We start from the raw sequence: 19,866 nt of genomic DNA, 5'->3' as shown, positions 1-19,866 counted from the left end.
CGGGAGCTGGGCGATGGCGGAGGAACAACTACCCGACGGGTTAAGGGAGTTCGCGAGCTACCTGAACGCCCTCCTGGCGCGGCTCGACCCCGGCGGCGGCTGGTGCGCCGTCTTCTGGCAGCGCGACCCCGCGGGCATGCGGGCCTGTCTGGACGGGCGCGAGGTGCCACCGTGGGACGTCGTGGAAGCGCTCCTGCGAGACCTCGGCGAGGCTTACGGCGCGACCGTCGCGGCCGCCGAACGGCACCGGGCCCGCATACTGCACGCGGCCGCGCTGACGGCGTACGACGCCCGGCCCGGTGCCCGGGACGCCCTCGCCGAACGTCTCGACAGCACACTGCGCGACCAGCGACACGCCGTCGCCCGCCTGACCGAACTGACCCGCCTGCTCTCGGTGTCGGCCACCCCCGAAGAGGCCGCCGCCCTCGGCCTGGACCTCGCCTGGACCCGGGACACCCATCACAGAGCCACGGCCCGCTGCGCCGAACTCCGTGCCCGCATGACCGAGTTGGACCGGTGGTCGACGGCCGGGAGCCCGACTGCGCAGGCACGGTACGTCCGGACGAGCGGCCCATGGACAGCGGCACATCCGCACGAGCCGGCCCCCGCCGGGGGAGAGGCGCCGACGGCATGGCACCGCGACGGCGGCAGCCCCCGGGATGCGAGCCCCGAGGACGCGGATGACCGTCACCGGGCGACCCCGGCGCCGTACGCCCCGCGAGCCGATGAGACGGGCGGAGCCGCAGACTCCCAGAGGGCGACACCGGCCTCCGGAGCCCCGACCGTTCCGGCGCGTCACACCACCGACGCCCTGACGGCCCGGCCCGCACCCCCGGCCGCGGATGCCCGGGCCGACCACCCGAGGCCGCCCGCTGCAAAGGCGCCGTCGCTGCACCCGGCCAACTCCGCGCAAGCCTCTGCCCGCCACCCCTGGCCGCCGGCTGCGGAGGCGCCGCCGTCCCATCCTGCCAACGCGCCGATGGGGCCGGCTGCTCCGCTGGCCGGGGAAGCCCCGGGCCGCCACTCGTGGCCGCCCGTCGCACAGGCGTCGCCGTTGCACCCGGCCGGCGGCGCGGAAGCTCCGACCAGCATCCCTGCGCCGCCGGCTGCGGAGGCGCCGCCGTCTCATCCTGCCAACGCGCCGATGGGGCCGGCCGCTCCGCTGGCCGCGGATGCCTCTGCCCGCCACCCCTGGCCGCCGGCTGCGGAGGCGCCGCCGTCTCGCCCTGCCAACGCCCCGACCGGGCGAACCGCACCACCCCCCACGCCCAACCGCCCCGACCACTCCTCCGCCCACCCCACCGCAGAGCAGCCCCAGCACACCCCCACGCCCACGCCTCGCCACCCCTCCGCGCACCCGCTCCCCACCCCCTCCGAGCAACTCCCCGCCACCCCCTCCGAGGACCCCGCCCTCACCTCCTCCGAGGAGCCCACCCTCACCCCCTCCAAGCCCCGTAAGCGCCGTCGGGGTAGTGCGCGGTTTGCCGGGATGGAGGAGGACGGGGTCCTCGGGGGTGGGCCCCAGGGGGCGGGGGGCGCGCCGACGGGTGGGGCGCGAGTGCCGCGGGGGGCTCGGTTCGCCGGGGCCGTGGGAGGCGAACCGGAGCCCGCGTCGGTCGCGACGGTGGACGACGAGGCGGCCGAGGCGGTCGCCGGGGTCGTCGCGCGGCTGGGGTGGCTGCGGGGCGAGGGCCGCAGCGGTGAGGCGCACGTGCTGCTGGTGGAGGCCGCGGGGTGGCCCCCGGCCCGACTCCCACTGCTCGCGGAGGCCCTGCACCGCGCCGGGCTCGGCGCCGACTGGGACACCCTGCTGTGGGAGGCCGCCTCGCTGCCCGCCGAACGACTGGTGGCCGTCGCCGACGCGCTGGCCGCGGCGGGCCGGGACACCGACGGGCAGCGGATGCTGCGCCAGGGCGTGGCGCGCCCGCCGGAACAGATCGGCGCGGCCGTGCTGCGGCTGGACGACGAGGGCCGTGCCCGCGAGGCACGGGCGCTGCTGGACGCGTACGTCCGGGTCCGCACCCCGGAAGAGGCGGTCCGCAGCGCCGCCGCCGACCCCGGCCGGCTCGTGCCCCTGCTCCTGCGAGCCGCGCACGCGCTCTCCGGGGAACGGCACCGCGACCTCGTACACGCCTTGCGTGTCGCGGGACACGCCCCGTGACCCCGGGTGACCCCGGCCGTGCCGCTCACCCACCGGAGTGTGAATCGTGATCGACTCCGCCGGGTTGGCGGCGATGGTCTTGGCAAGGGCCGCGCGGAGGCTTACTTTCGTCCCTCTACGACCTGCTCTACGGGCGTAGAGGCTCTGAGGTCGCGTCGAAGGAGCAGCTCATGGCCAACGTCGTCCGTGCCGCGCTGGTCCAGGCCACCTGGACCGGCGACACCGAGTCCATGGTGGCGAAACACGAGGAGCACGCCCGCGAGGCGGCCCGCCGGGGCGCGAAGATCATCGGATTCCAGGAAGTCTTCAACGCCCCCTACTTCTGCCAGGTCCAGGAACCGGAGCACTACCGCTGGGCCGAACCCGTGCCCGACGGCCCGACCGTGCGCCGTATGCGGGACCTGGCCCGTGAGACCGGCATGGTGATCGTCGTCCCGGTCTTCGAGGTGGAGCAGTCCGGCTTCTACTACAACACCGCCGCCGTGATCGACGCCGACGGGGCCTACCTCGGCAAATACCGCAAGCACCACATCCCGCAGGTCAAGGGGTTCTGGGAGAAGTACTACTTCAAACCCGGCAACCTGGGCTGGCCCGTCTTCGACACCGCCGTCGGCAAGGTCGGCGTCTACATCTGCTACGACCGCCACTTCCCCGAGGGCTGGCGTCAGCTGGGGCTGAACGGGGCGCAGCTGGTCTACAACCCCTCCGCCACGCACCGCGGACTCTCCGCCCACCTCTGGCAGTTGGAGCAGCCGGCCGCGGCCGTCGCCAACGAGTACTTCGTCGCCGCCATCAACCGGGTCGGACAGGAGGAGTACGGCGACAACGACTTCTACGGCACGAGCTACTTCGTCGACCCGCGCGGACGGTTCGTCGGTGAGACGGGGAGCGACAAGGGCGAGGAACTCCTGGTCCGCGACCTCGACTTCGACCTCATCGAGGAGGTGCGGCAGCAGTGGGCCTTCTACCGCGACCGCCGCCCCGACGCCTACGAAGGGCTGGTACAGCCGTGAACGACCTCTACTCCCGGCACCGGGGCGTCCTGCCCGACTGGCTCGCCCTCTACTACGACGACCCGCTGGAGATCACGCACGGCGAGGGGCGGCACGTCTGGGACTCCGCCGGCAACCGGTACCTGGACTTCTTCGGCGGCATCCTGACGACGATGACCGCGCACGCGCTGCCCGAGGTGACCAAGGCGGTCAGCGAGCAGGCCGGCCGCATCCTGCACTCCTCGACCCTCTACCTCAACCGCCCGATGGTCGAACTGGCCGAGCGAATCGCCCAGTTGAGCGGCATCCCGGACGCAAGGGTGTTCTTCACCACCTCCGGCACCGAGGCCAACGACACCGCCCTGCTGCTGGCCACCACCCACCGGCGTGGCAACACGATCCTGGCCATGCGCAACAGCTACCACGGCCGCTCCTTCGGCACCGTCGGCATCACCGGCAACCGCAGCTGGTCCCCGACCTCGCTGTCCCCGCTGCAGACCCTGTACGTGCACGGCGGCGTGCGCACCCGGGGCCCGTACGCCGCACTCGACGACCGTGCCTTCATCGAGGCCTGTGTCGCCGACCTCAGGGACCTCCTCGGCCACACCCGGCCGCCCGCCGCGCTGATCGCCGAACCCGTCCAGGGCGTCGGCGGGTTCACCTCCCCGCCCGACGGCCTCTACGCCGCCTTCCGCGATGTCCTGCGCGAACACGGGATCCTGTGGATCTCCGACGAGGTGCAGACCGGCTGGGGCCGCACCGGCGACCACTTCTGGGGCTGGCAGGCGCACGCCCGCAGCGGCCCGCCCGACATCCTCACCTTCGCCAAGGGAATCGGCAACGGCATGTCCGTCGGCGGAGTCGTCGCCCGCGCCGAGATCATGAACTGCCTGGACGCCAACAGCATCTCGACGTTCGGCGGCACCCAGATCACCATGGCCGCCGGCCTCGCCAACCTCACCTACCTCCTCGAACACGACCTCCAGGGCAACGCCCGCCGGGTCGGTGGGCTGCTCATCGAGCGGCTGCGGGCCGTCGCCGCCCAGCTGCCCGGCATCCGCGAGGTACGCGGGCGTGGACTGATGATCGGTGTCGAGCTGGTGAAGCCCGGGACGGACGAGGCCGACCCGCGGGCGGCGGCGGCCGTGCTGGAAGCGGCCCGCGAGGGCGGACTGCTCATCGGCAAGGGCGGCGGCCACAACACCAGCGCCCTGCGCATCGCACCTCCACTCTCGCTCACCGTCACGGAGGCGGAGGAGGGCGCGACCATCCTCGAACAGGCGCTGCGGAGTTCGTACTAGCGCCACCCGGACCGGCACCACCGGAGCGGCCCCGGGCCGGACCGGACCGGGGCCGCCCCGACCGGCACGGGCCGGCACCGGCCGGCTCGCCGAGTCGGCACCACCCGAGCAAGGGACACGGCCATGACGACCATCTCGACCGCCTCGTGGCAGCCGCTCCAGCCCGCGCTCTCGGTCCGGCAGGTGCTCACCCTGGAGCGGGTGCTCGCCGGGGAGCCGGAGGTGGTGGCGGGGGCCGGACAGCTGGACCGGCCGGTGCGCTGGGTGCACGTCGCCGAGGCGGCCGACGTCGGTGTGATGCTCAGCGGCGGCGAGATGGTGCTCACCACCGGGGTGCTCCTGACCGGGGACGAGGCCAAGCAGGCCGAGTACGTCCGCTCGCTGCACCGGGCCGAGGCGGCGGCCGTGGTCCTCGGCCTGGGACGGGCCTTCCCCACACCGCCCGAGGTGATGCGGCGGGCCGCCGAGCGGTGCGGGCTGCCCATGGTCGTACTGCACCGTCCCTTCCCCTTCGCCGAGTTGACGGAGGAGGTCCAAAGCAGGCTGGTGCGACGCAAGTTCGCCGCGGTCAGCCTGTCGGAGAACGTACGGACCGCCCTCACCGGACTGATCACGGGCGGCGCCCCGCTGCAACGGCTGCTGGACGAGGTCGCCCAGCACAGCGGCTGCCCGGTGGTCGTCACCAACCTCGCCCACCGCGTCCTCGCCACCGCGGGGGAGCGGTCGGCGGTGGACGACGTACTGCGCGACTGGGAGCGGATCGCCCGGCAGGCCGGAGCCGGCGCCGGGGACGGCTGGATCCGTGCCGAGCTGGGCGGCCCCGGGGAGAACTGGGGCCGGCTGCTGCTCTGCGGCCACCGCGGCGACACGGCCACCGGGCAGCTGCTCGCTGACCGGGCCGCCGAGGCGTTGGTCCTGCACCGCATGCTCGGCGGCGGCTCCGCGCACACCTGGGAGGAGCAGTCCGCGCAGAGCCTGCTGACCGACCTGGTCTCCGGTGTCGTACCGGCCCGGCAGCTGCTGCCGCGGGCCCGGGCGGCCGGACTGCCGGTCAACCTCAGGACGTTCGTCCCGCTCGTCGTCCCCGGCGCGGATCCGGCCCGGCTCGGCCGGGTGCTGCGCACGCTGGGACTGCCCGGTCTGGTCGCCGAGCTGTCCGGCGGCGGCACCGCCGTCCTGCTCAGCCTCGCCCGCGACCAGCGGGCCGAGGCCCTGACCGCGCACTTCGCGGCCCGGCTGCGCAGCGAGACGGGGGAGCCGGCCACGGTGGTCGCCGCGGCCGATCCGCGGACCGTCTGGGACGAGGTGCCCGCGGGACTGCGCGAGGCCCGGCATGTCGCCGAGGCCGTCGCCGACTCGGCCGCCACCCTCGACCTGCCGGCCGTCGTCCGGCTCAAGGACGTCCACCTGCGCGGGCTGATACGGCTGCTGCGCGACGACCCGCAGGTGCAGTCCTTCGCCGAACGGGAGCTGGACGGACTGCTGGGCGACGCCGAACCGGAGCTGCTGAACGTCCTGCGCACCTATCTCGCCACCGGCCGCAACAAGTCGCGCACCGCCCAGCTCCACCATGTCTCCCGGCCGGCCCTCTACCGCCGCCTGGAGGCCATACAGGGCCGCCTCGGCGTCGACCTGGACGACTTCGAACAGGCGGCCTCCGTCCACATCGCGCTCCTCGCGCACGACGCGCAACAACTGTGAAACAAGCGACGACCTGGGAAAACGGCGGTGAAACATGGGCCCGCGCACACGTGACACGGTGGCACGCCCACGGCCCGCAGACGTGACACGCTGCCACTCAAAGGGCACGCCCGGCCTTTCTAGGCTCACGGCACACCGAGCTACCGGAGGCCGCGATGAGCCGAGTGATCCGAGCCGCCCTCTTCCAGACCGCCTGGACCGGCGACAAGGAGTCCATGATCCAGGTGCACGAGCAGGCGGCCCGCGACGCCGCCGCACAGGGCGCCCAAGTCCTCTGCTTCCAGGAGCTGTTCTACGGCCCCTACTTCTGCCAGGTGCAGGACAAGGCGTTCTACGAGTACGCCGAGCGGATCCCCGAGGGGCCGACCGTCCAGCGCTTCCAGTCCCTCGCCCGCGAGCTGGGCATCGTCCTCGTCCTGCCGATGTACGAGGAGGAACAGCCGGGCGTGCTGTACAACACCGCGGCGGTGATCGACGCCGACGGCAGCTACCTCGGCAAGTACCGCAAGACCCACATCCCCCAAGTGCGGGGATTCTGGGAGAAGTTCTACTTCCGGCCGGGCAACAGTGGCTGGCCCGTCTTCGACACGGCCGTGGGCCGCATCGGCGTCTACATCTGCTACGACCGCCACTTCCCGGAAGGCTGGCGGGCGTTGGGGCTGGCCGGCGCCGAGATCGTCTTCAACCCCTCGGCCACCTCACGCGGCCTGTCCCGCTATCTCTGGCAGCTGGAGCAGCCGGCGGCGGCCGTCGCCAACGAGTACTTCGTCGGCGCGATCAACCGGGTGGGGGTGGAGGACCTCGGCGACAACGACTTCTACGGCACCACCTACTTCGTGGACCCGGAGGCCCAGTTCGTCGGCGAGGTGGCGAGCGACAAGGAGACCGAACTCGTCGTCCGCGATCTCGATCTGGCCAAACTCCGCGAGGTGCGCGACCGCTGGCAGTTCTACCGGGACCGCGCGCCGGGCGCCTACACCCCGCTGACCGCCCCCTGAGCACACCGAACCCCCTGGCAGGAGAGGGACCATGAGCAGCCGTACCGTCATCCGCGGTGGTCTCGTCATCACCGCGTCCGACGAGATCCACGCCGACGTGCTGATCGAGGACGGCCGCATCGCCGCCCTCGCCGCCTCCGGCACCCCGGCCGCCGAGGCGTTCACCGCCGAGCGGAGCATCGACGCCACCGGCAAGTACGTCATCCCGGGCGGCGTCGACGCCCACACCCACATGGAGCTGCCGTTCGGCGGCACCTTCGCCTCCGACACCTTCGAGACCGGCACCCGGGCCGCCGCCTGGGGCGGTACGACGACGATCGTCGACTTCGCGGTGCAGAGCGTCGGCCACACCCTGCGCGAGGGCCTGGACGCCTGGCACGCCAAGGCCGAGGGCAACTGCGCGATCGACTACGCCTTCCACATGATCGTCTCCGATGTGAACCAGGAGACGCTCAAGGAGATGGACCTGCTCATCGAGGAGGGCGTCACCTCGTTCAAGCAGTTCATGGCCTACCCGGGCGTCTTCTACTCCGACGACGGACAGATCCTGCGCGCCATGCAGCGCTCCGCCGAGAACGGCGGACTGATCATGATGCACGCCGAGAACGGCATCGCGATCGACGTCCTCGTGGAGCAGGCGCTGGCCCGCGGCGAGAGTGACCCGCGTTTCCACGGCGAGGTCCGCAAGGCCCTGCTGGAGGCCGAGGCCACCCACCGCGCCATCCGGCTGGCCCAGGTCGCCGGGGCGCCCCTGTACGTGGTGCACGTCTCGGCGGCGGAGGCGCTGGCCGAGCTGGTCCGCGCCCGCGACGAAGGACTGAACGTCTTCGGCGAGACCTGCCCGCAGTATCTGTTCCTGTCCACCGACAACCTCGCCGAGCCCGGCTTCGAGGGCGCCAAGTACGTGTGCAGCACGCCCCTTCGGCCCAGGGAGCACCAGGCCGCCCTCTGGCGGGGCCTGCGCACCAACGACCTTCAGGTGGTCTCCACCGACCACTGCCCCTTCTGCTTCACCGGCCAGAAGGAGCTGGGCCGCGGCGACTTCTCCAAGATCCCCAATGGTCTGCCGGGCGTGGAGAACCGGATGGACCTGCTGCACCAGGCCGTCCTCGACGGGCACATCTCCCGCCGGCGCTGGATCGAGATCGCCTGCGCCACCCCGGCCCGGATGTTCGGCCTGTACCCGAAGAAGGGCACCATCGCCCCGGGCGCCGACGCTGACGTCGTCGTCTACGACCCGCACGCCGAGCAGGTGATGTCCGCCGAGACCCACCACATGAACGTCGACTACTCGGCCTACGAGGGCAGGCGCGTCACCGGCCGGGTCGAGACCGTCCTCTCGCGCGGCGAACTCGTCGTCGACCGCCGGGAGTACACCGGCCGCGCGGGCCACGGCGTCTTCACCCCCCGCTCCACCTGTCAGTACCTCAACTAGGAGCAGTGCCGATGGACTTCGGACTCGTACTGCAGACCGACCCGCCCGCCTCCCGGGTCATCAGCCTGATGAAGCGGGCCGAGCGCAACGGCTTCGGCTACGGCTGGACCTTCGACTCCGCCGTGCTGTGGCAGGAACCGTTCGTGATCTACAGCCAGATCCTCGCCAACACCACACGGCTGAAGGTCGGCCCGATGGTCACCAACCCGGGCACCCGCACCTGGGAGGTCACCGCCTCCACCTTCGCCACCCTCAACGACATGTTCGGCAACCGCACCGTGTGCGGCATCGGCCGCGGCGACTCCGCGATGCGCGTCGCGGGCCGCACGCCCAACACGCTGGCCCGCATCAGCGAGGCCATGAAGGTCATCCGCGCCCTCGGCCGGGGCGAGGAGGCAGACCTCGGCGGCACGAAGATCCGCTTCCCCTGGATCAAGGACGACGCCGAACTCCCCGTCTGGATGGCCGCGTACGGCCCGAAGGCGCTGAAGATGACCGGCGAGGAGGCCGACGGGTTCATCCTCCAGCTGGCCGACCTCTATCTGGCCGAGTACATGGTGAAGACGGTCAAGGACGCGGCCGCCGCGGCCGGCCGGGATCCGGCGGAGGTCAAGATCTGCGTGGCGGCGCCTGCCTACGTCACCGAGGACGACTCGCCCGAGGCCCTCGCCCACGCCCGGGAGCAGTGCCGCTGGTTCGGCGGCATGGTCGGCAACCACGTCGCCGACCTGGTCGCCAAGTACGGAGAGCACTCCACCCAGGTCCCGGACGAACTCACCGACTACATCCGCGCCCGGCAGGGTTACGACTACGCCCACCACGGGCGCAGCGGAAACCCCGACACCCAATTCGTACCCGACGAGATCGTGGACCGGTTCTGCCTCATCGGCCCCGCCGCCCGGCACATCGAGAAGCTCAAGGCCCTGCGCGCCCTGGGCGTCGACCAGTTCGCGGTGTACGACATGCACGACGCGCAGGAGGCCACGATCGACGCCTACGGCAGCCGGATCATCCCCGCGGTCAACGCCTGACCTGCCCGGCCCCTCCCGTCCCGACTCCCGTTCCGCCCCTCCGAGTTCCCCCACGCCCCCTTGGTCTCCCCTCCCCGCCGTCCCGGGGAGGGGGCTGGTGCCCGCACGGCCGTCTCCCACCTCTCTCCCCGATTGGCCAGCCCATGACCGACACCGCTCCCACGGCCATACCCACGTCCGGCCAAGTCACCCTGCCCGACGGGCGCGTGGAACTCGCCCCCGGCACACCACCGCCCAGCGGCCCCTACGCCAACGACGACCTGCTCCCCGTCCCCATCGCCCAGCGCACCTGGACGACGTACAACTTCTCGGCCCTGTGGGTCGGCATGGCCCACAACACCGCCTCCTGGACCCTGGCCTCCGGGCTCATCGCGGTCGGCATGGACTGGAAGCAGGCCGTGTTCACCATCGCCCTCGCCAACCTGGTCGTGCTGGCGCCCATGCTGCTGACCGGGCACGCGGGACCCAAGTACGGCATTCCCTTCCCGGTGTTCGCCCGCGCCTCCTTCGGAGTGCGCGGCGCCAACCTGCCCGCCGTGGTACGGGCGTTGGTGGCCTGCGGCTGGTTCGGCATCCAGACCTGGATCGGCGGCGAGGCGATCTACTTCCTCGCCGGCAAACTGATCGGCGACAGCTGGTCCGGTGCCTCGCACATCGGCGGCCACGCATGGACCATGTGGCTGTCCTTCGCGCTCTTCTGGGCCATCCAGGTCGCCATCATCCACCGGGGCATGGAGACGATCCGCCGCTTCGAGAACTGGGCCGCGCCCTTCGTCATCGTCGGCGCGCTCGTGATGCTGTGGTGGATGAGCGCCAAGGCCGGCGGCGTCGGACCGCTCTTCGACCAGCCGTCCAGACTGGGCTGGGGCGGTGCGTTCTGGAAACTGTTCTGGCCCTCCCTCATGGGCATGATCGGCTTCTGGTCCACGCTGTCGCTCAACATCCCCGACTTCACCCGCTACGGCAGAAGCCAGAAGGCGCAGACCCGCGGCCAGGCACTCGGCCTGCCGACCACGATGACCCTGTTCGCGTTCCTCTCCGTGCTCGTCACCTCCGGTTCCCAAGCCGTATACGGTACGCCGGTCTGGGACCCGGTCCAGCTCGCCGCCAAGACGGACAACGCCGTCGGCCTGCTGTACGCCCTGGTCACCGTGCTGGTGGCGACCCTGTCCGTGAACATCGCCGCCAATCTCGTCTCCCCGGCCTTCGACTTCTCCAACGTCGCCCCGCGTAAGGTCAGTTTCCGCTCCGGCGCGCTGATCACCGCCGTCCTCGCCGTGCTGATCTGTCCCTGGAAGCTGTACTCCGACCCGCAGGGCTACATCTTCACCTGGCTCGGCCTGGTCGGCGGGCTGCTCGGCACGGTCGCGGGCATCCTCGTCGCCGACTACTGGCTGCTGCGCCGCACCCGCCTCGACCTCGCCGACCTGTACCGCACGGGCGGCCGCTACTGGTACACGGGCGGCTGGAACTGGCGGGCGGTGGCGGCCTTCGTGGTGGGCGGTGTCCTCGCGGTCGGGGGCGCCGACTTCCGCCCCCTGATCGACGGCCGCCCCATCCCCGCCCTGTCCCCACTGGCCGACTACGGCTGGGCGGTGGGCCTCGGCACCTCCCTGGCCCTGTATCTGGCCCTCACCCTCCTCACCGGTGACACCCGGGAGGTACGAGAGGCCCGTGGCAAGGAGGCGACGGCGTAGCCGACTCGGGGGAGCGGTCAGCCGGACCGGCCGCTCCCCAGCGCGGCGACCGCGGCCTTCGCCGCCTTGATGGCCCCCTTGTTGATCTCGTCGGTGCCCGGCGCCTTCTTCGTCTCGAAGTCGCTGCCGTTGTACGTGACGATCACCAGGGCGTTGGAGACACGGGCCATCACCACGCCCTCCCGGGTCTGCTGCTTGTCCTCCGTGGTGAGGTTCACGACGGAGTACGCGGAGTCCCCGAGCCCCGGAACGGAGCCGCCACCGCTCTTCTCGCCGACCCGCTGCTGGTACTCCTTGCGCGCCGCGTCGTCGGAGGCAGTGATCTCGAAGGAGACGTCGAGCCAACGGTAGTCGTAGCCCTCGAGCGCGTTCCAGGAACAGGTGCGGCGCAGCTTGTCGTCCGTGGACGGGATCTCCTTGCCGGCCGTCTTCGCCCCGGGCACCAGCGACTTGACGATGGCTACGGGCACGCTGGAGCAGGGAGCGGGCGCACCGGTGTACGCCTTGGCCGCCGTGGCGGACTCCGACGCGGAAGGAGACTGCGCGGGCGCCTGCCGGCCGGCCGGCAGGGGCGCGGCGGGGGACGGCGCGGTCGGCCCGGACGTCATGGCCCAGCCGGCGCAGGCGAGGACCGCGACCGGCGTCAGACGCGCGGTGAGGGCGAGCGGCAGAGGCAGAGAACGCACGGCGCACTTCTCATGGGGGAGGGGCGCGGAATCGGGGGTTCCGCAGCGTGGACGGGGACGACAGTGTCACACGACTGCCTGTGCGGCGGAAGCGGGAACTCGCAGCGTGGCCGGACGGTCACGAGAGCGGGCGCGCGACGTACCGCTCTGTCTGTTATGTGCCCGAAGAGGAGCGGCGCTCCTCGAGCCAGCGGCGGGCACCGACCTCGCTCGGGTACTCCCGGACGGTCAGCCAGGCGGCCGACCAGCCGACGAGATACGCGACGATCGCGGGCATCACCGGAGCGGCGAGCAGCACCAGCCCGCGGCCCGCGGCGATCCGGCCCGGGACACGCCGGTCGTGGTCCCGTTTGGCCCGCAGGGTCCGGTCGGGACCGGGGGGATCCAGCAACGCCTCGCGATGGCCCCGACGCTGTGTCACCCACCCCCACACCGACGCCACGACGGACGCGACCACCTGCACGCCGTCCCACACGGTCCGCGCGGTCGCCGGCAGCAGGTCGCGCACCCCCGCGTACAGGCCCACGGCGAAGAGGGAGAACAGGGCCAGGGCCAGCACGACGAACACGGTCGTACGGGCGCGGCACAGCCAGTAGGCCGCGCCCCGCCGGTACCACGTGCGCCCCAGCTTCGGCAGGGCGGGGACGGGGACGGAGAATCCGGGGGCGGGGGCCTCAGAAGATACTCGTGACGCCATGCCAGACATCCTTCACCAGTCGCTTTCCGTCATCGACGGTCTCCGTGGCGACGTGCTTCGACCCGGTCAGCACGCCACCGACCACCCCGTGGTCGTGGATGTCCTCGCTCCAGTGCTCGTGGAAGGCGTGATCGAGGACGGACGTCGCGGCGACCACCGTGCCGACACCGACCGCGGCCACGGCCACGGCACCCTCGACCGGCAGGGCCGCCGTGATCACCGCTCCGGCGGCCAGGCCGCCCACGGCGGCGCCGACGTCGACGGTGACCGAGTGCTGCCAGGACCAGCCCTTGTCATGGTCGTCCTTCGCCTCCAGCACGCCGCAGGCGGCCGCCGCCGCGACGTCCAGCACCGGGACCTCCTTCAGGACGTCCGGCAGCACCTCGAGCCCCTTGCCCAGCCGCAACGCATCGGCGGCGTCGGCCAGTTTGACGTTCAGGGCGCGGTCGTAGGGCAGCGCGCCGCTGCCGTGGTCGGCGCGCGCGATGTCCTCCTCCAGCGCGTCGACCTTGGTGACCGCGTCACGGTAGGCGCTCTTGGCCGGCAGGTCGGCGGGCATCTTGCGGCCCTGCTGCTGGAACACCTTGCGTTCGGCGCGCAGTTGCTTCTTTGCGGCCTGCGCCTCCGCCTTGGCCGCGTCGATGTGCGAGCGGGCCTCGATGCCGCCCGCGCGGGCGTCCTCTGCGTCGTACGCGTACAGGCCGCGCAGCGCGTCGTAGAGGGTGACCTTGTCGCCCGGCGACACCGAGCCGTCCTTCGACGTCACCTTGTCGTACAGCCCCTGCAAGTGCTCGGCGGCCACCAGCCGCGCGTGCTGGGCGGTGCGCAGGATCTCGGTGCGCGCCTGGGCGTACTCGTTCATCGCGGAGATGGTCTTCTGGTCGTCCGCGCTCGGCGGGTCGGCCGTCATGATCGGCTGCGGAGTGCCCCTGGCGTCCGTCGCCACGCCCTTGCGGGCCGCGATGTGCTGCGCGTTCTGCAGCGAGGTCTCGCACGTGGACAGGGCGTCGGCGAGCGTCCCGAGGATATCGCCGGCCGCGTGGACCAGTTCGGCGAAACCGCCCGCGGCCAGCGCGTCCTCGCTCCAGCGGGCGCGGAAGCTCTCGGCCGCCTCGCCCTTCCAGCCCGCGTCCCCGACCAGAGCGTCCACGGCGCCGCTCAGCGGCTTGACCACGCCGTCCAGCTTGTCCTTGGCGTTCTTGTACGTGTCGGCCATCGTGCGCAGTCCGCCGATGTCACCGCCGACCCAGCTGTCGCCCATCAGCCCTCACCCGTCATCAGGTCCTCGAAGACGCCGTGCACGTCGACGTCGTGGCGGTGGAAGGAGTCCCGCGCGTACGCGACCTTGTCGCCGTGGTCGTCCATCCGGTCGGCCATGCCGATGTGCAGGGAGACGATGAGGTCCGCGACCTCCTTGATGGCCGAGTCCAGCCCCGGGTCGCCGCCGTCGGCCACCGGTGGTGCCACGTCGGGGTGCAGCCTGCGGTAGTCGCCGGCCTGCTGGTGGAACGTCCGCGCCATCGTGGAGAGATCGTCATAGACCGCTTTGAAGTCGCTCACCGGCGGACCTCCCGGGCGTACGCGGCCAGGTCCGCCGGCCGCCAGGTGGGTTCCAGGGGTGTCGGGTGGGGGTCGAGCAGCACGGTGATCCCCTGTTCGGCCACGCCCTCGGCCAGCGGGCCGAGCGAGGCGGCGACCCACGGCTGCGCCTCGCCCAGCACGTCCGCCAGTTTCCGGGGCGTGGTGAACGCGAAGGCCACGGTGCCGTGCGCGGCGTGCTCGAACAGCTCGAAGACGACGAACGGCACGCGCGCGGGACGGCCGTCCCGGCCGGTCGACGCGACGGACCTCGGATGGGCCGGCACGCACACCGGTGTGTGGTAGGCGGGCACGCCCGGCTTGGGGCGGGCCCGGTCGTCCGCGGCCGCAGCCGGCGGCGGGGCCTGCGCGACGAAGTCCAGCAGCGGGGAACGCCGCGGGCCCGCCGCCCGCTCGGCGCCGGGTCCCGTCGACCCTCCCGGCGGATCCGGCTCCATGAGATCGAGCAGACGCGAACGTATCGGCGCCGCCACCGCTGTCACCTCTTCCCCGTGTCCCGCCCGCGCTCGCGAGGCTGGTTCCCGACCACGTTAGCCAGCGGCCGACGGGGCGAATCCCGCTATGTCGGGGTGGTGATCCGGGCGCACACGGAACTCATACACCTCCTTGGCCGAGGCTGGGGCATTCCTTGACCTCCCGCTGGGACGCACGCACCGCCTGGTTCCGCGCACCTCATGGAGTCCGTACGCGGCGCGTGGTGACGCGATCGGGTGAACTCCACGGCTCCGGGCAATCCGTGTGCCGCCCCGCGGCGGATCACCGTTGCTCGGCCGCGGCATGCGACGGGCCGGCGGCGACCGCCGCCGCGAAAGACGTGGAAGGGAATCCGCCATGACCTACCTGGGGTCTCGGACGACGAGGACCGCTGTGCTGATGGCCGCCGTGGGCGCGGTGGTGCTCGCAGGCGCCGCCGCTTCGGCCGACAGCGGCGCCCAGGGCGCCGCCGTCGGTTCGCCGGGTGTGCTGTCGGGCAATGTGATCCAGGTTCCCGTGCACATCCCGGTCAACGTGTGCGGCAACACCGTCGACGTCGTCGGTCTGCTGAACCCGGCGTTCGGCAACACCTGCGCCAACGTCTGACCCGCAGAAGGCGTCCGAGACCGGCACGTACCGGACGGGCCCGTCGTCCGCCCCCGCTCCCGGGGCGGACGACGGGCCCGTCCTCGTCGTGCCGGAACACCCGGGCCTACCGGGCGACCCGGGTGCGTCGGGCTCCCCGCACGCGCGCCAAGCGGGTAATCCGTGCCGTGGAGGCAGTCGGATTGGTCCGAGATCCACTTTCACCTGATCGGGGGGTGTCACCAATCCGCCCCCGGTGAGAGAACCGGATTCCCCGTGTGAGGGATGAAGAGAGGGATCCACGGCCGAGGCCAGGGCAGCCGCGTCCGGCGCCGGGTGCGCCGGGTGCGCCGGGTGCGTGGGGCGCGCTGGGCGGACTGCTGGCCGGATTCGCGTCGCTGTGCGTCGCGGACCTGGCCGCGGCAGCGGTACGCCCGCCATCCAGTCCCGTCATCGCGGTGGGAGGCGCGTCCATCGACCGCACACCGGCAGCGGTCAAGGACTGGGCGATCCGTCACTTCGGCACCGACGACAAGCTGGTCCTGCAACTCGGGATCCTGACCGTGCTGACCGTGCTGGCCCTGGCACTGGGCGCGTTGGCGGTACGGCACCGACGGGCCGGGGCGGCCGGAGTACTGCTCTTCGGGGTGGTCGGGGCGTGGGCGGCCGTCACCCGCCCCGACTCCGACGGCCCCGCCGACGCGCTGCCCTCCGCAGCGGGAGCCGTGGTCGGAGCGTTGCTCCTGTATTTCCTGGCGGGACGTCTCACCAGGCCCGGACGACCAGGAGGGCGACCGTCCTCGCCCGCACCCGGGGCCATGCCGACCGCCGAGGCCGCGCCGGCCGCCGAACCCGTGCCCGCACCCGGACCCGAACCCATGCCCGGACCCGAACCCGTGCCCGGACCCGAACCCGTGCCCGGACCCGTGCCCGGCCTCGCACCCGCCGCCGCACCCGCACCCGCCCCGGAGTCCGCATCGGTGCCCGCCGCCGCGGGAGGATGGGACCGCAGGGGTTTTGTGATCGCCGCCGCCACGGCGGCAACCGCGTCCGCCGCCGTGGGTGTGCTCGGCAGATCCCTGAACGCGTCCCGGGCCGGGGGCGCGATCGTCTCGCGCGAGCAGGTCGTCCTGCCGCTGCCGGGTTCACCCGCGCGGCCCGTCCCCCCGAGAGCCGCGCCGCGAGTCGCGGGCATCAGCCCCTTCGTGACCCCCAACCGGGACTTCTACCGTGTCGACACCGCGCTGATCGTGCCCAAGGTAGACGCCACGAGCTGGCGGCTGCGCATCCACGGCAACGGTGTGCGCCGACCGCGCGGTTACTCCTACGACGACCTGCTGCGCAGGGAGCTGATCGAGCGGGACATCACCCTGACCTGTGTGTCGAACGGGGTCGGCGGCTCCTATGTGGGCAACGCCCGCTGGGTAGGCGTGCGACTGGCCGACCTGCTCGCCGAGTGCGGCGTGCGGACGCCGTCCCAGGGCGGCCCGGCCGACCAGTTGGTGTCCCGCTCCGTGGACGGCATGACGATCGGCACTCCCGTCGAGGACGTCATGGACGGCCGCGACGCGCTGCTCGCCCTCGGCATGAACGGTGAGCCGCTGCCGTTCGAGCACGGCTTTCCCGCCCGGATGGTCGTGCCGGGCCTGTACGGCTTCGTATCGGCCTGCAAGTGGATCGAGGACATCGAACTCACCACCTTCGACGCCTACGACCCCTACTGGGTCAGGCGTGGCTGGGCCCGCAAGGCCCCGATCAAGACCGAGTCACGGATCGACACCCCCAAGCCGTTCGCCCGGCCCAAGGCGGGCACCGTCATGGTCGCCGGCGTCGCGTGGGCCCAGCGCCGCGGCATCGACAAGGTCGAGGTCCGTGTCGACGACGGCCCGTGGCGGGCAGCGGACCTCGCCGCCGAGGACACCAGCGACACCTGGCGCCAGTGGTCCGTTCCCTGGCAGGCAACGGCGGGCAGCCACACCCTCACGGTGCGCGCCACCGACCGGACCGGGACGGTGCAGACGGACAGACGCGCCCGCACCATCCCCGACGGCACCACCGGATGGCACTCGGTGGTCGTCACCGTCGAGTGAACCCGCGACGACGGCCCTTCCCGCGCCGCCACCCGCCCCAGGGCCCTTCGCCCTCCCCGGACCAACCTCCCGCACCACCAACCTCCCGCACCACCAACCTCCCGCACCACCGACCTCCCGCACCACCCCGACAGCAGCACCTCGCTGCGCCAGTCATCAGGAGAACACCATGAACACCCGTATCCGTCGTACCGCCGGCCTCCTCGCCGCCGCCGCCGTGCTGCCCCTGGCCCTGACCGCCTGTTCCGGCGACAGCGGCGACTCCGGGAAGTCCGCGTCCTCCGACAAGTCCTCCGCCTCGGCGAACAGTGACGGCATGGGCGGCTCCAGCGACAGTGCGGTCAGCATGGACCAGCCCTTCGGGCCGGCCTGTTCCTCCGTGCCGAAGAACGGTGCCGGGTCCTTCGACGGCATGTCCAAGGACCCGGTCGCCATCGCCGCGTCCAACAACCCCGCCCTGTCCACGCTCGTGACCGCGGTGAAGAAGGCCGGCCTGGTCGACACCCTCGACAACGCCCGGGACATCACCGTGTTCGCGCCCACCAACGACGCCTTCAAGAAGCTCCCCAAGGCCACCCTGGACAAGGTCCTCGCCGACAAGGCCCAGTTGACGAAGATCCTCACCTACCACGTGGTCGGCCGGAAGCTGGCGCCGAACGACCTGCGGAACGGCTCCTTCGACACGCTGGAGAAGTCGAAGGTGACGACCTCCGGTTCCGGCGAGTCCTACATCGTCGACGACTCCGCGAAGGTGGTCTGCGGCAACGTCAAGACCGCCAACGCCAACGTGTACATCATCGACACCGTCCTGATGCCGAAGAGCTGACGCCATCGCGGGCCGATGCCGCACGCCGTCCGGTCGCCTTGACGGGAGCGACCGGGCGGCGCGCGGCACTTGCGAGGTCGGCGCGCGTCACCCGCGCCATGAGCGTGCGCCGGCAGCCCCACCGGCCGGGACCCGATGGGCGCCCGCCCAGCCGGGCGACACCGACGGCTGCGCGGAGGTCAGGGCCGGGTGCCGCCGTCCGCCGTCGCGCGGCCGCCACCGTACGCCGCGACTCTGGAGTCCGCAGCGGGGAGTTGGCCGCCGCTCACGTCGCGCCACACGGTCTCGGCGAACCGGGCCGCCTGCGGGTGCGAGCCATGCGACGGATAGGCCAGGTGCAGACGGACGGTGGGGGCGTCCCGCAGCGGGACGAACCGCACGGCGGGATGGTGGTAGCGGCGTGTGGAGTCCTCCGGCGCGGTTCCCACGCCCAGGCCCGCCGCCACCTTCTCGAGCCATTCGTCGTAGTTGGAGCATTCCGCTCCCACCACCGGTCGCCGGTCGGCGGGCCACATGTGCGGGAACGTCACTCCGCTGACGGTGTTGACGATCAGCGGCCACTCGGCCAGTTCCTCCCAGGCGAGTTCGTCCCGCTCGGCCAGCGTCCAGTGCCTGGGAACCGCCGCGACCCGCCTCTCCTCGTAGAGGAAGACACCGCGCAGATGCTTGGGCAGGGAGTCGCCGCGCAGCAGGGCGAGGTCCGCCGCCCCGGTGTCCAGTCCGGCGAGCGGTGTGTCGCAACGGACGTACTCCACCCGGACGTCGCCCTCCTCGGCGAAGGCGGCCGCCATCAGGGACAGGCCGTCGGGCAGCCCCCAACTGAAGCCCAGCCTCAGCTGCTCGCCCACCCGTATGCCGTCCAGGGTCGCCTGCAACGTCCTGAGCACCGGGACCAGTTCGTCGTGGAGCCGTTGGCCCTTGGGCGTCAGCTGGGTTCTTCGCGTCGTGCGGTCGAAGAGCCGGACGCCCAGGGCGTCCTCCAGGGATCGGATGCAGCGGGTCAGCGTCGGCTGGGCCACATGGAGTCTGCGGCCCGCCGCGCTGAATCCGCCGTCCTCGGCGACGGCGAGGAAGTACCTCAGGTGGCGAAGATCTACATCCATACTTCCAGAGCATAGGTGATCCGGCATAGCTATTTCTCCTCCATGCGTGCCACATCTAGTGTTTTCAACGACGCCACGGCCGGCCGGACGATATGGCGGCGGAGATCGCATCCGCAGCCCCTTCAATCGTCCGTCCGGGCATTGGCGTCGGCATTCGAAGTGCTGAGACGGGGGTCCAGATTTTGTCTATTCCTTACCTATTGGCGTCGTTGCGCGGGTTGCCGACGGCGTGCGGTGCAGCCGCCGTCGGCCCGTGTGGGGCCGACCGCGTGGATCGCGACCGACCGTCGGGCGAGGCTGCCCCGAATAGACAAATGCGCAGGTAGAGCCCGACCTATGGCGAACCGGCCGAGGTCACCGCGCACGCCGCGCGGTGTACGGCCGCGGTACTCGACGGTGCTCCGGCGCCCATGAGCCTGGCCGGTACGGCATGTGCCGCGACGGGCCGAGCCGACTTTGCCGCCGTTCTCGTACGAGCCGTCATAATTCC

General features: G+C 72.0%; 17 protein-coding genes. 11 read left to right on the top strand and 6 right to left on the bottom strand.

Annotation, left to right across the window (positions count from 1 at the left end):
• The first annotated feature begins 13 nt into the window (after window positions 1-13).
• The 8 genes from ACIBA9_RS19495 (at window position 14) to ACIBA9_RS19460 (ending at window position 11,316) form a co-directional block, all read left to right on the top strand.
• Window positions 14-2,161: a hypothetical protein gene (locus ACIBA9_RS19495; protein ID WP_399364498.1), complete on the top strand. Its 2,148-nt coding sequence runs from the start codon at window positions 14-16 to the stop codon at window positions 2,159-2,161.
• Between the two features lie 170 nt (window positions 2,162-2,331).
• Window positions 2,332-3,174 (top strand): nitrilase-related carbon-nitrogen hydrolase, encoded by an 843-nt coding sequence (locus ACIBA9_RS19490; RefSeq protein WP_399364495.1) that lies wholly within the window; start codon window positions 2,332-2,334, stop codon window positions 3,172-3,174.
• Entirely contained in the window at window positions 3,171-4,454 is a 1,284-nt protein-coding gene (locus ACIBA9_RS19485) for an aspartate aminotransferase family protein (protein WP_399364493.1), read from the top strand. Before ACIBA9_RS19490 ends, ACIBA9_RS19485 begins: the two co-directional genes overlap by 4 nt.
• A 123-nt stretch (window positions 4,455-4,577) precedes the next feature.
• Window positions 4,578-6,155: a PucR family transcriptional regulator gene (locus ACIBA9_RS19480; RefSeq protein ID WP_399364491.1), complete on the top strand. Its 1,578-nt coding sequence runs from the start codon at window positions 4,578-4,580 to the stop codon at window positions 6,153-6,155.
• A gap of 155 nt (window positions 6,156-6,310) precedes the next feature.
• Window positions 6,311-7,153 (top strand): nitrilase-related carbon-nitrogen hydrolase, encoded by an 843-nt coding sequence (locus ACIBA9_RS19475; protein ID WP_208897860.1) that lies wholly within the window; start codon window positions 6,311-6,313, stop codon window positions 7,151-7,153.
• A 31-nt stretch (window positions 7,154-7,184) separates the two neighbouring features.
• Window positions 7,185-8,588 (top strand): dihydropyrimidinase, encoded by a 1,404-nt coding sequence (gene hydA, locus ACIBA9_RS19470; RefSeq protein ID WP_362161281.1) that lies wholly within the window; start codon window positions 7,185-7,187, stop codon window positions 8,586-8,588.
• A gap of 11 nt (window positions 8,589-8,599) precedes the next feature.
• Complete coding sequence (locus ACIBA9_RS19465) at window positions 8,600-9,619, top strand: TIGR03842 family LLM class F420-dependent oxidoreductase (protein WP_399364488.1); 1,020 nt, start codon at window positions 8,600-8,602, stop codon at window positions 9,617-9,619.
• A 143-nt stretch (window positions 9,620-9,762) separates the two neighbouring features.
• The gene (locus ACIBA9_RS19460; protein ID WP_399364486.1) at window positions 9,763-11,316 is read left to right on the top strand and encodes an NCS1 family nucleobase:cation symporter-1; all 1,554 of its coding nucleotides are present in this window, start codon (window positions 9,763-9,765) and stop codon (window positions 11,314-11,316) included.
• 17 nt (window positions 11,317-11,333) lie between these two features.
• Here the strand turns inward: ACIBA9_RS19460 and ACIBA9_RS19455 are convergent, their stop codons facing one another.
• The 5 genes from ACIBA9_RS19455 to ACIBA9_RS19435 form a co-directional block, all read right to left on the bottom strand.
• Window positions 11,334-12,002: a hypothetical protein gene (locus ACIBA9_RS19455; RefSeq protein ID WP_399364484.1), complete on the bottom strand. Its 669-nt coding sequence runs from the start codon at window positions 12,000-12,002 to the stop codon at window positions 11,334-11,336.
• Between the two features lie 154 nt (window positions 12,003-12,156).
• Window positions 12,157-12,699, bottom strand: a complete 543-nt coding sequence (locus tag ACIBA9_RS19450; RefSeq protein ID WP_399364482.1) for a hypothetical protein — start codon at window positions 12,697-12,699, stop codon at window positions 12,157-12,159.
• Window positions 12,677-13,960, bottom strand: coding sequence for a hypothetical protein (locus tag ACIBA9_RS19445; RefSeq protein WP_362161270.1), 1,284 nt, complete (start codon window positions 13,958-13,960; stop codon window positions 12,677-12,679). The genes ACIBA9_RS19450 and ACIBA9_RS19445 overlap by 23 nt, the downstream gene beginning before the upstream one ends.
• A complete protein-coding gene (locus tag ACIBA9_RS19440; protein WP_362161267.1) occupies window positions 13,960-14,259 on the bottom strand; it encodes a DUF6317 family protein in 300 nt (99 codons plus the stop codon). The genes ACIBA9_RS19445 and ACIBA9_RS19440 overlap by 1 nt, the downstream gene beginning before the upstream one ends.
• Window positions 14,256-14,771, bottom strand: coding sequence for an SAV_915 family protein (locus ACIBA9_RS19435; protein ID WP_399364480.1), 516 nt, complete (start codon window positions 14,769-14,771; stop codon window positions 14,256-14,258). Before ACIBA9_RS19435 ends, ACIBA9_RS19440 begins: the two co-directional genes overlap by 4 nt.
• Before the next feature lie 400 nt (window positions 14,772-15,171).
• Here ACIBA9_RS19435 and ACIBA9_RS19430 point away from each other — a divergent pair, with 400 nt between their 5' ends.
• From ACIBA9_RS19430 to ACIBA9_RS19420, 3 genes are all read left to right on the top strand, one after another.
• Window positions 15,172-15,378 (top strand): chaplin, encoded by a 207-nt coding sequence (locus ACIBA9_RS19430; protein ID WP_399364639.1) that lies wholly within the window; start codon window positions 15,172-15,174, stop codon window positions 15,376-15,378.
• Between the two features lie 347 nt (window positions 15,379-15,725).
• Window positions 15,726-17,447 carry a molybdopterin-dependent oxidoreductase gene (locus tag ACIBA9_RS19425; protein WP_399364637.1) on the top strand — a complete coding sequence of 574 codons (1,722 nt, stop codon included), beginning with the start codon at window positions 15,726-15,728 and terminating at the stop codon, window positions 17,445-17,447.
• A gap of 169 nt (window positions 17,448-17,616) precedes the next feature.
• Entirely contained in the window at window positions 17,617-18,273 is a 657-nt protein-coding gene (locus tag ACIBA9_RS19420) for a fasciclin domain-containing protein (protein ID WP_399364478.1), read from the top strand.
• A 179-nt stretch (window positions 18,274-18,452) separates the two neighbouring features.
• On the opposite strand, the gene ACIBA9_RS19415 is transcribed toward ACIBA9_RS19420, so the two are convergent.
• Window positions 18,453-19,376, bottom strand: coding sequence for a LysR family transcriptional regulator (locus ACIBA9_RS19415; RefSeq protein WP_399364476.1), 924 nt, complete (start codon window positions 19,374-19,376; stop codon window positions 18,453-18,455).
• Between the last annotated feature and the right edge of the window lie 490 nt (window positions 19,377-19,866).

It is taken from the genome of Streptomyces sp. NPDC051452, from assembly GCF_044454765.1.
Classification (GTDB): Bacteria; Actinomycetota; Actinomycetes; order Streptomycetales; family Streptomycetaceae; genus Streptomyces.
The sequence above is the reverse complement of the archived record's forward strand: the minus strand, read 5'-3'. Positions and strand labels throughout refer to the sequence as shown.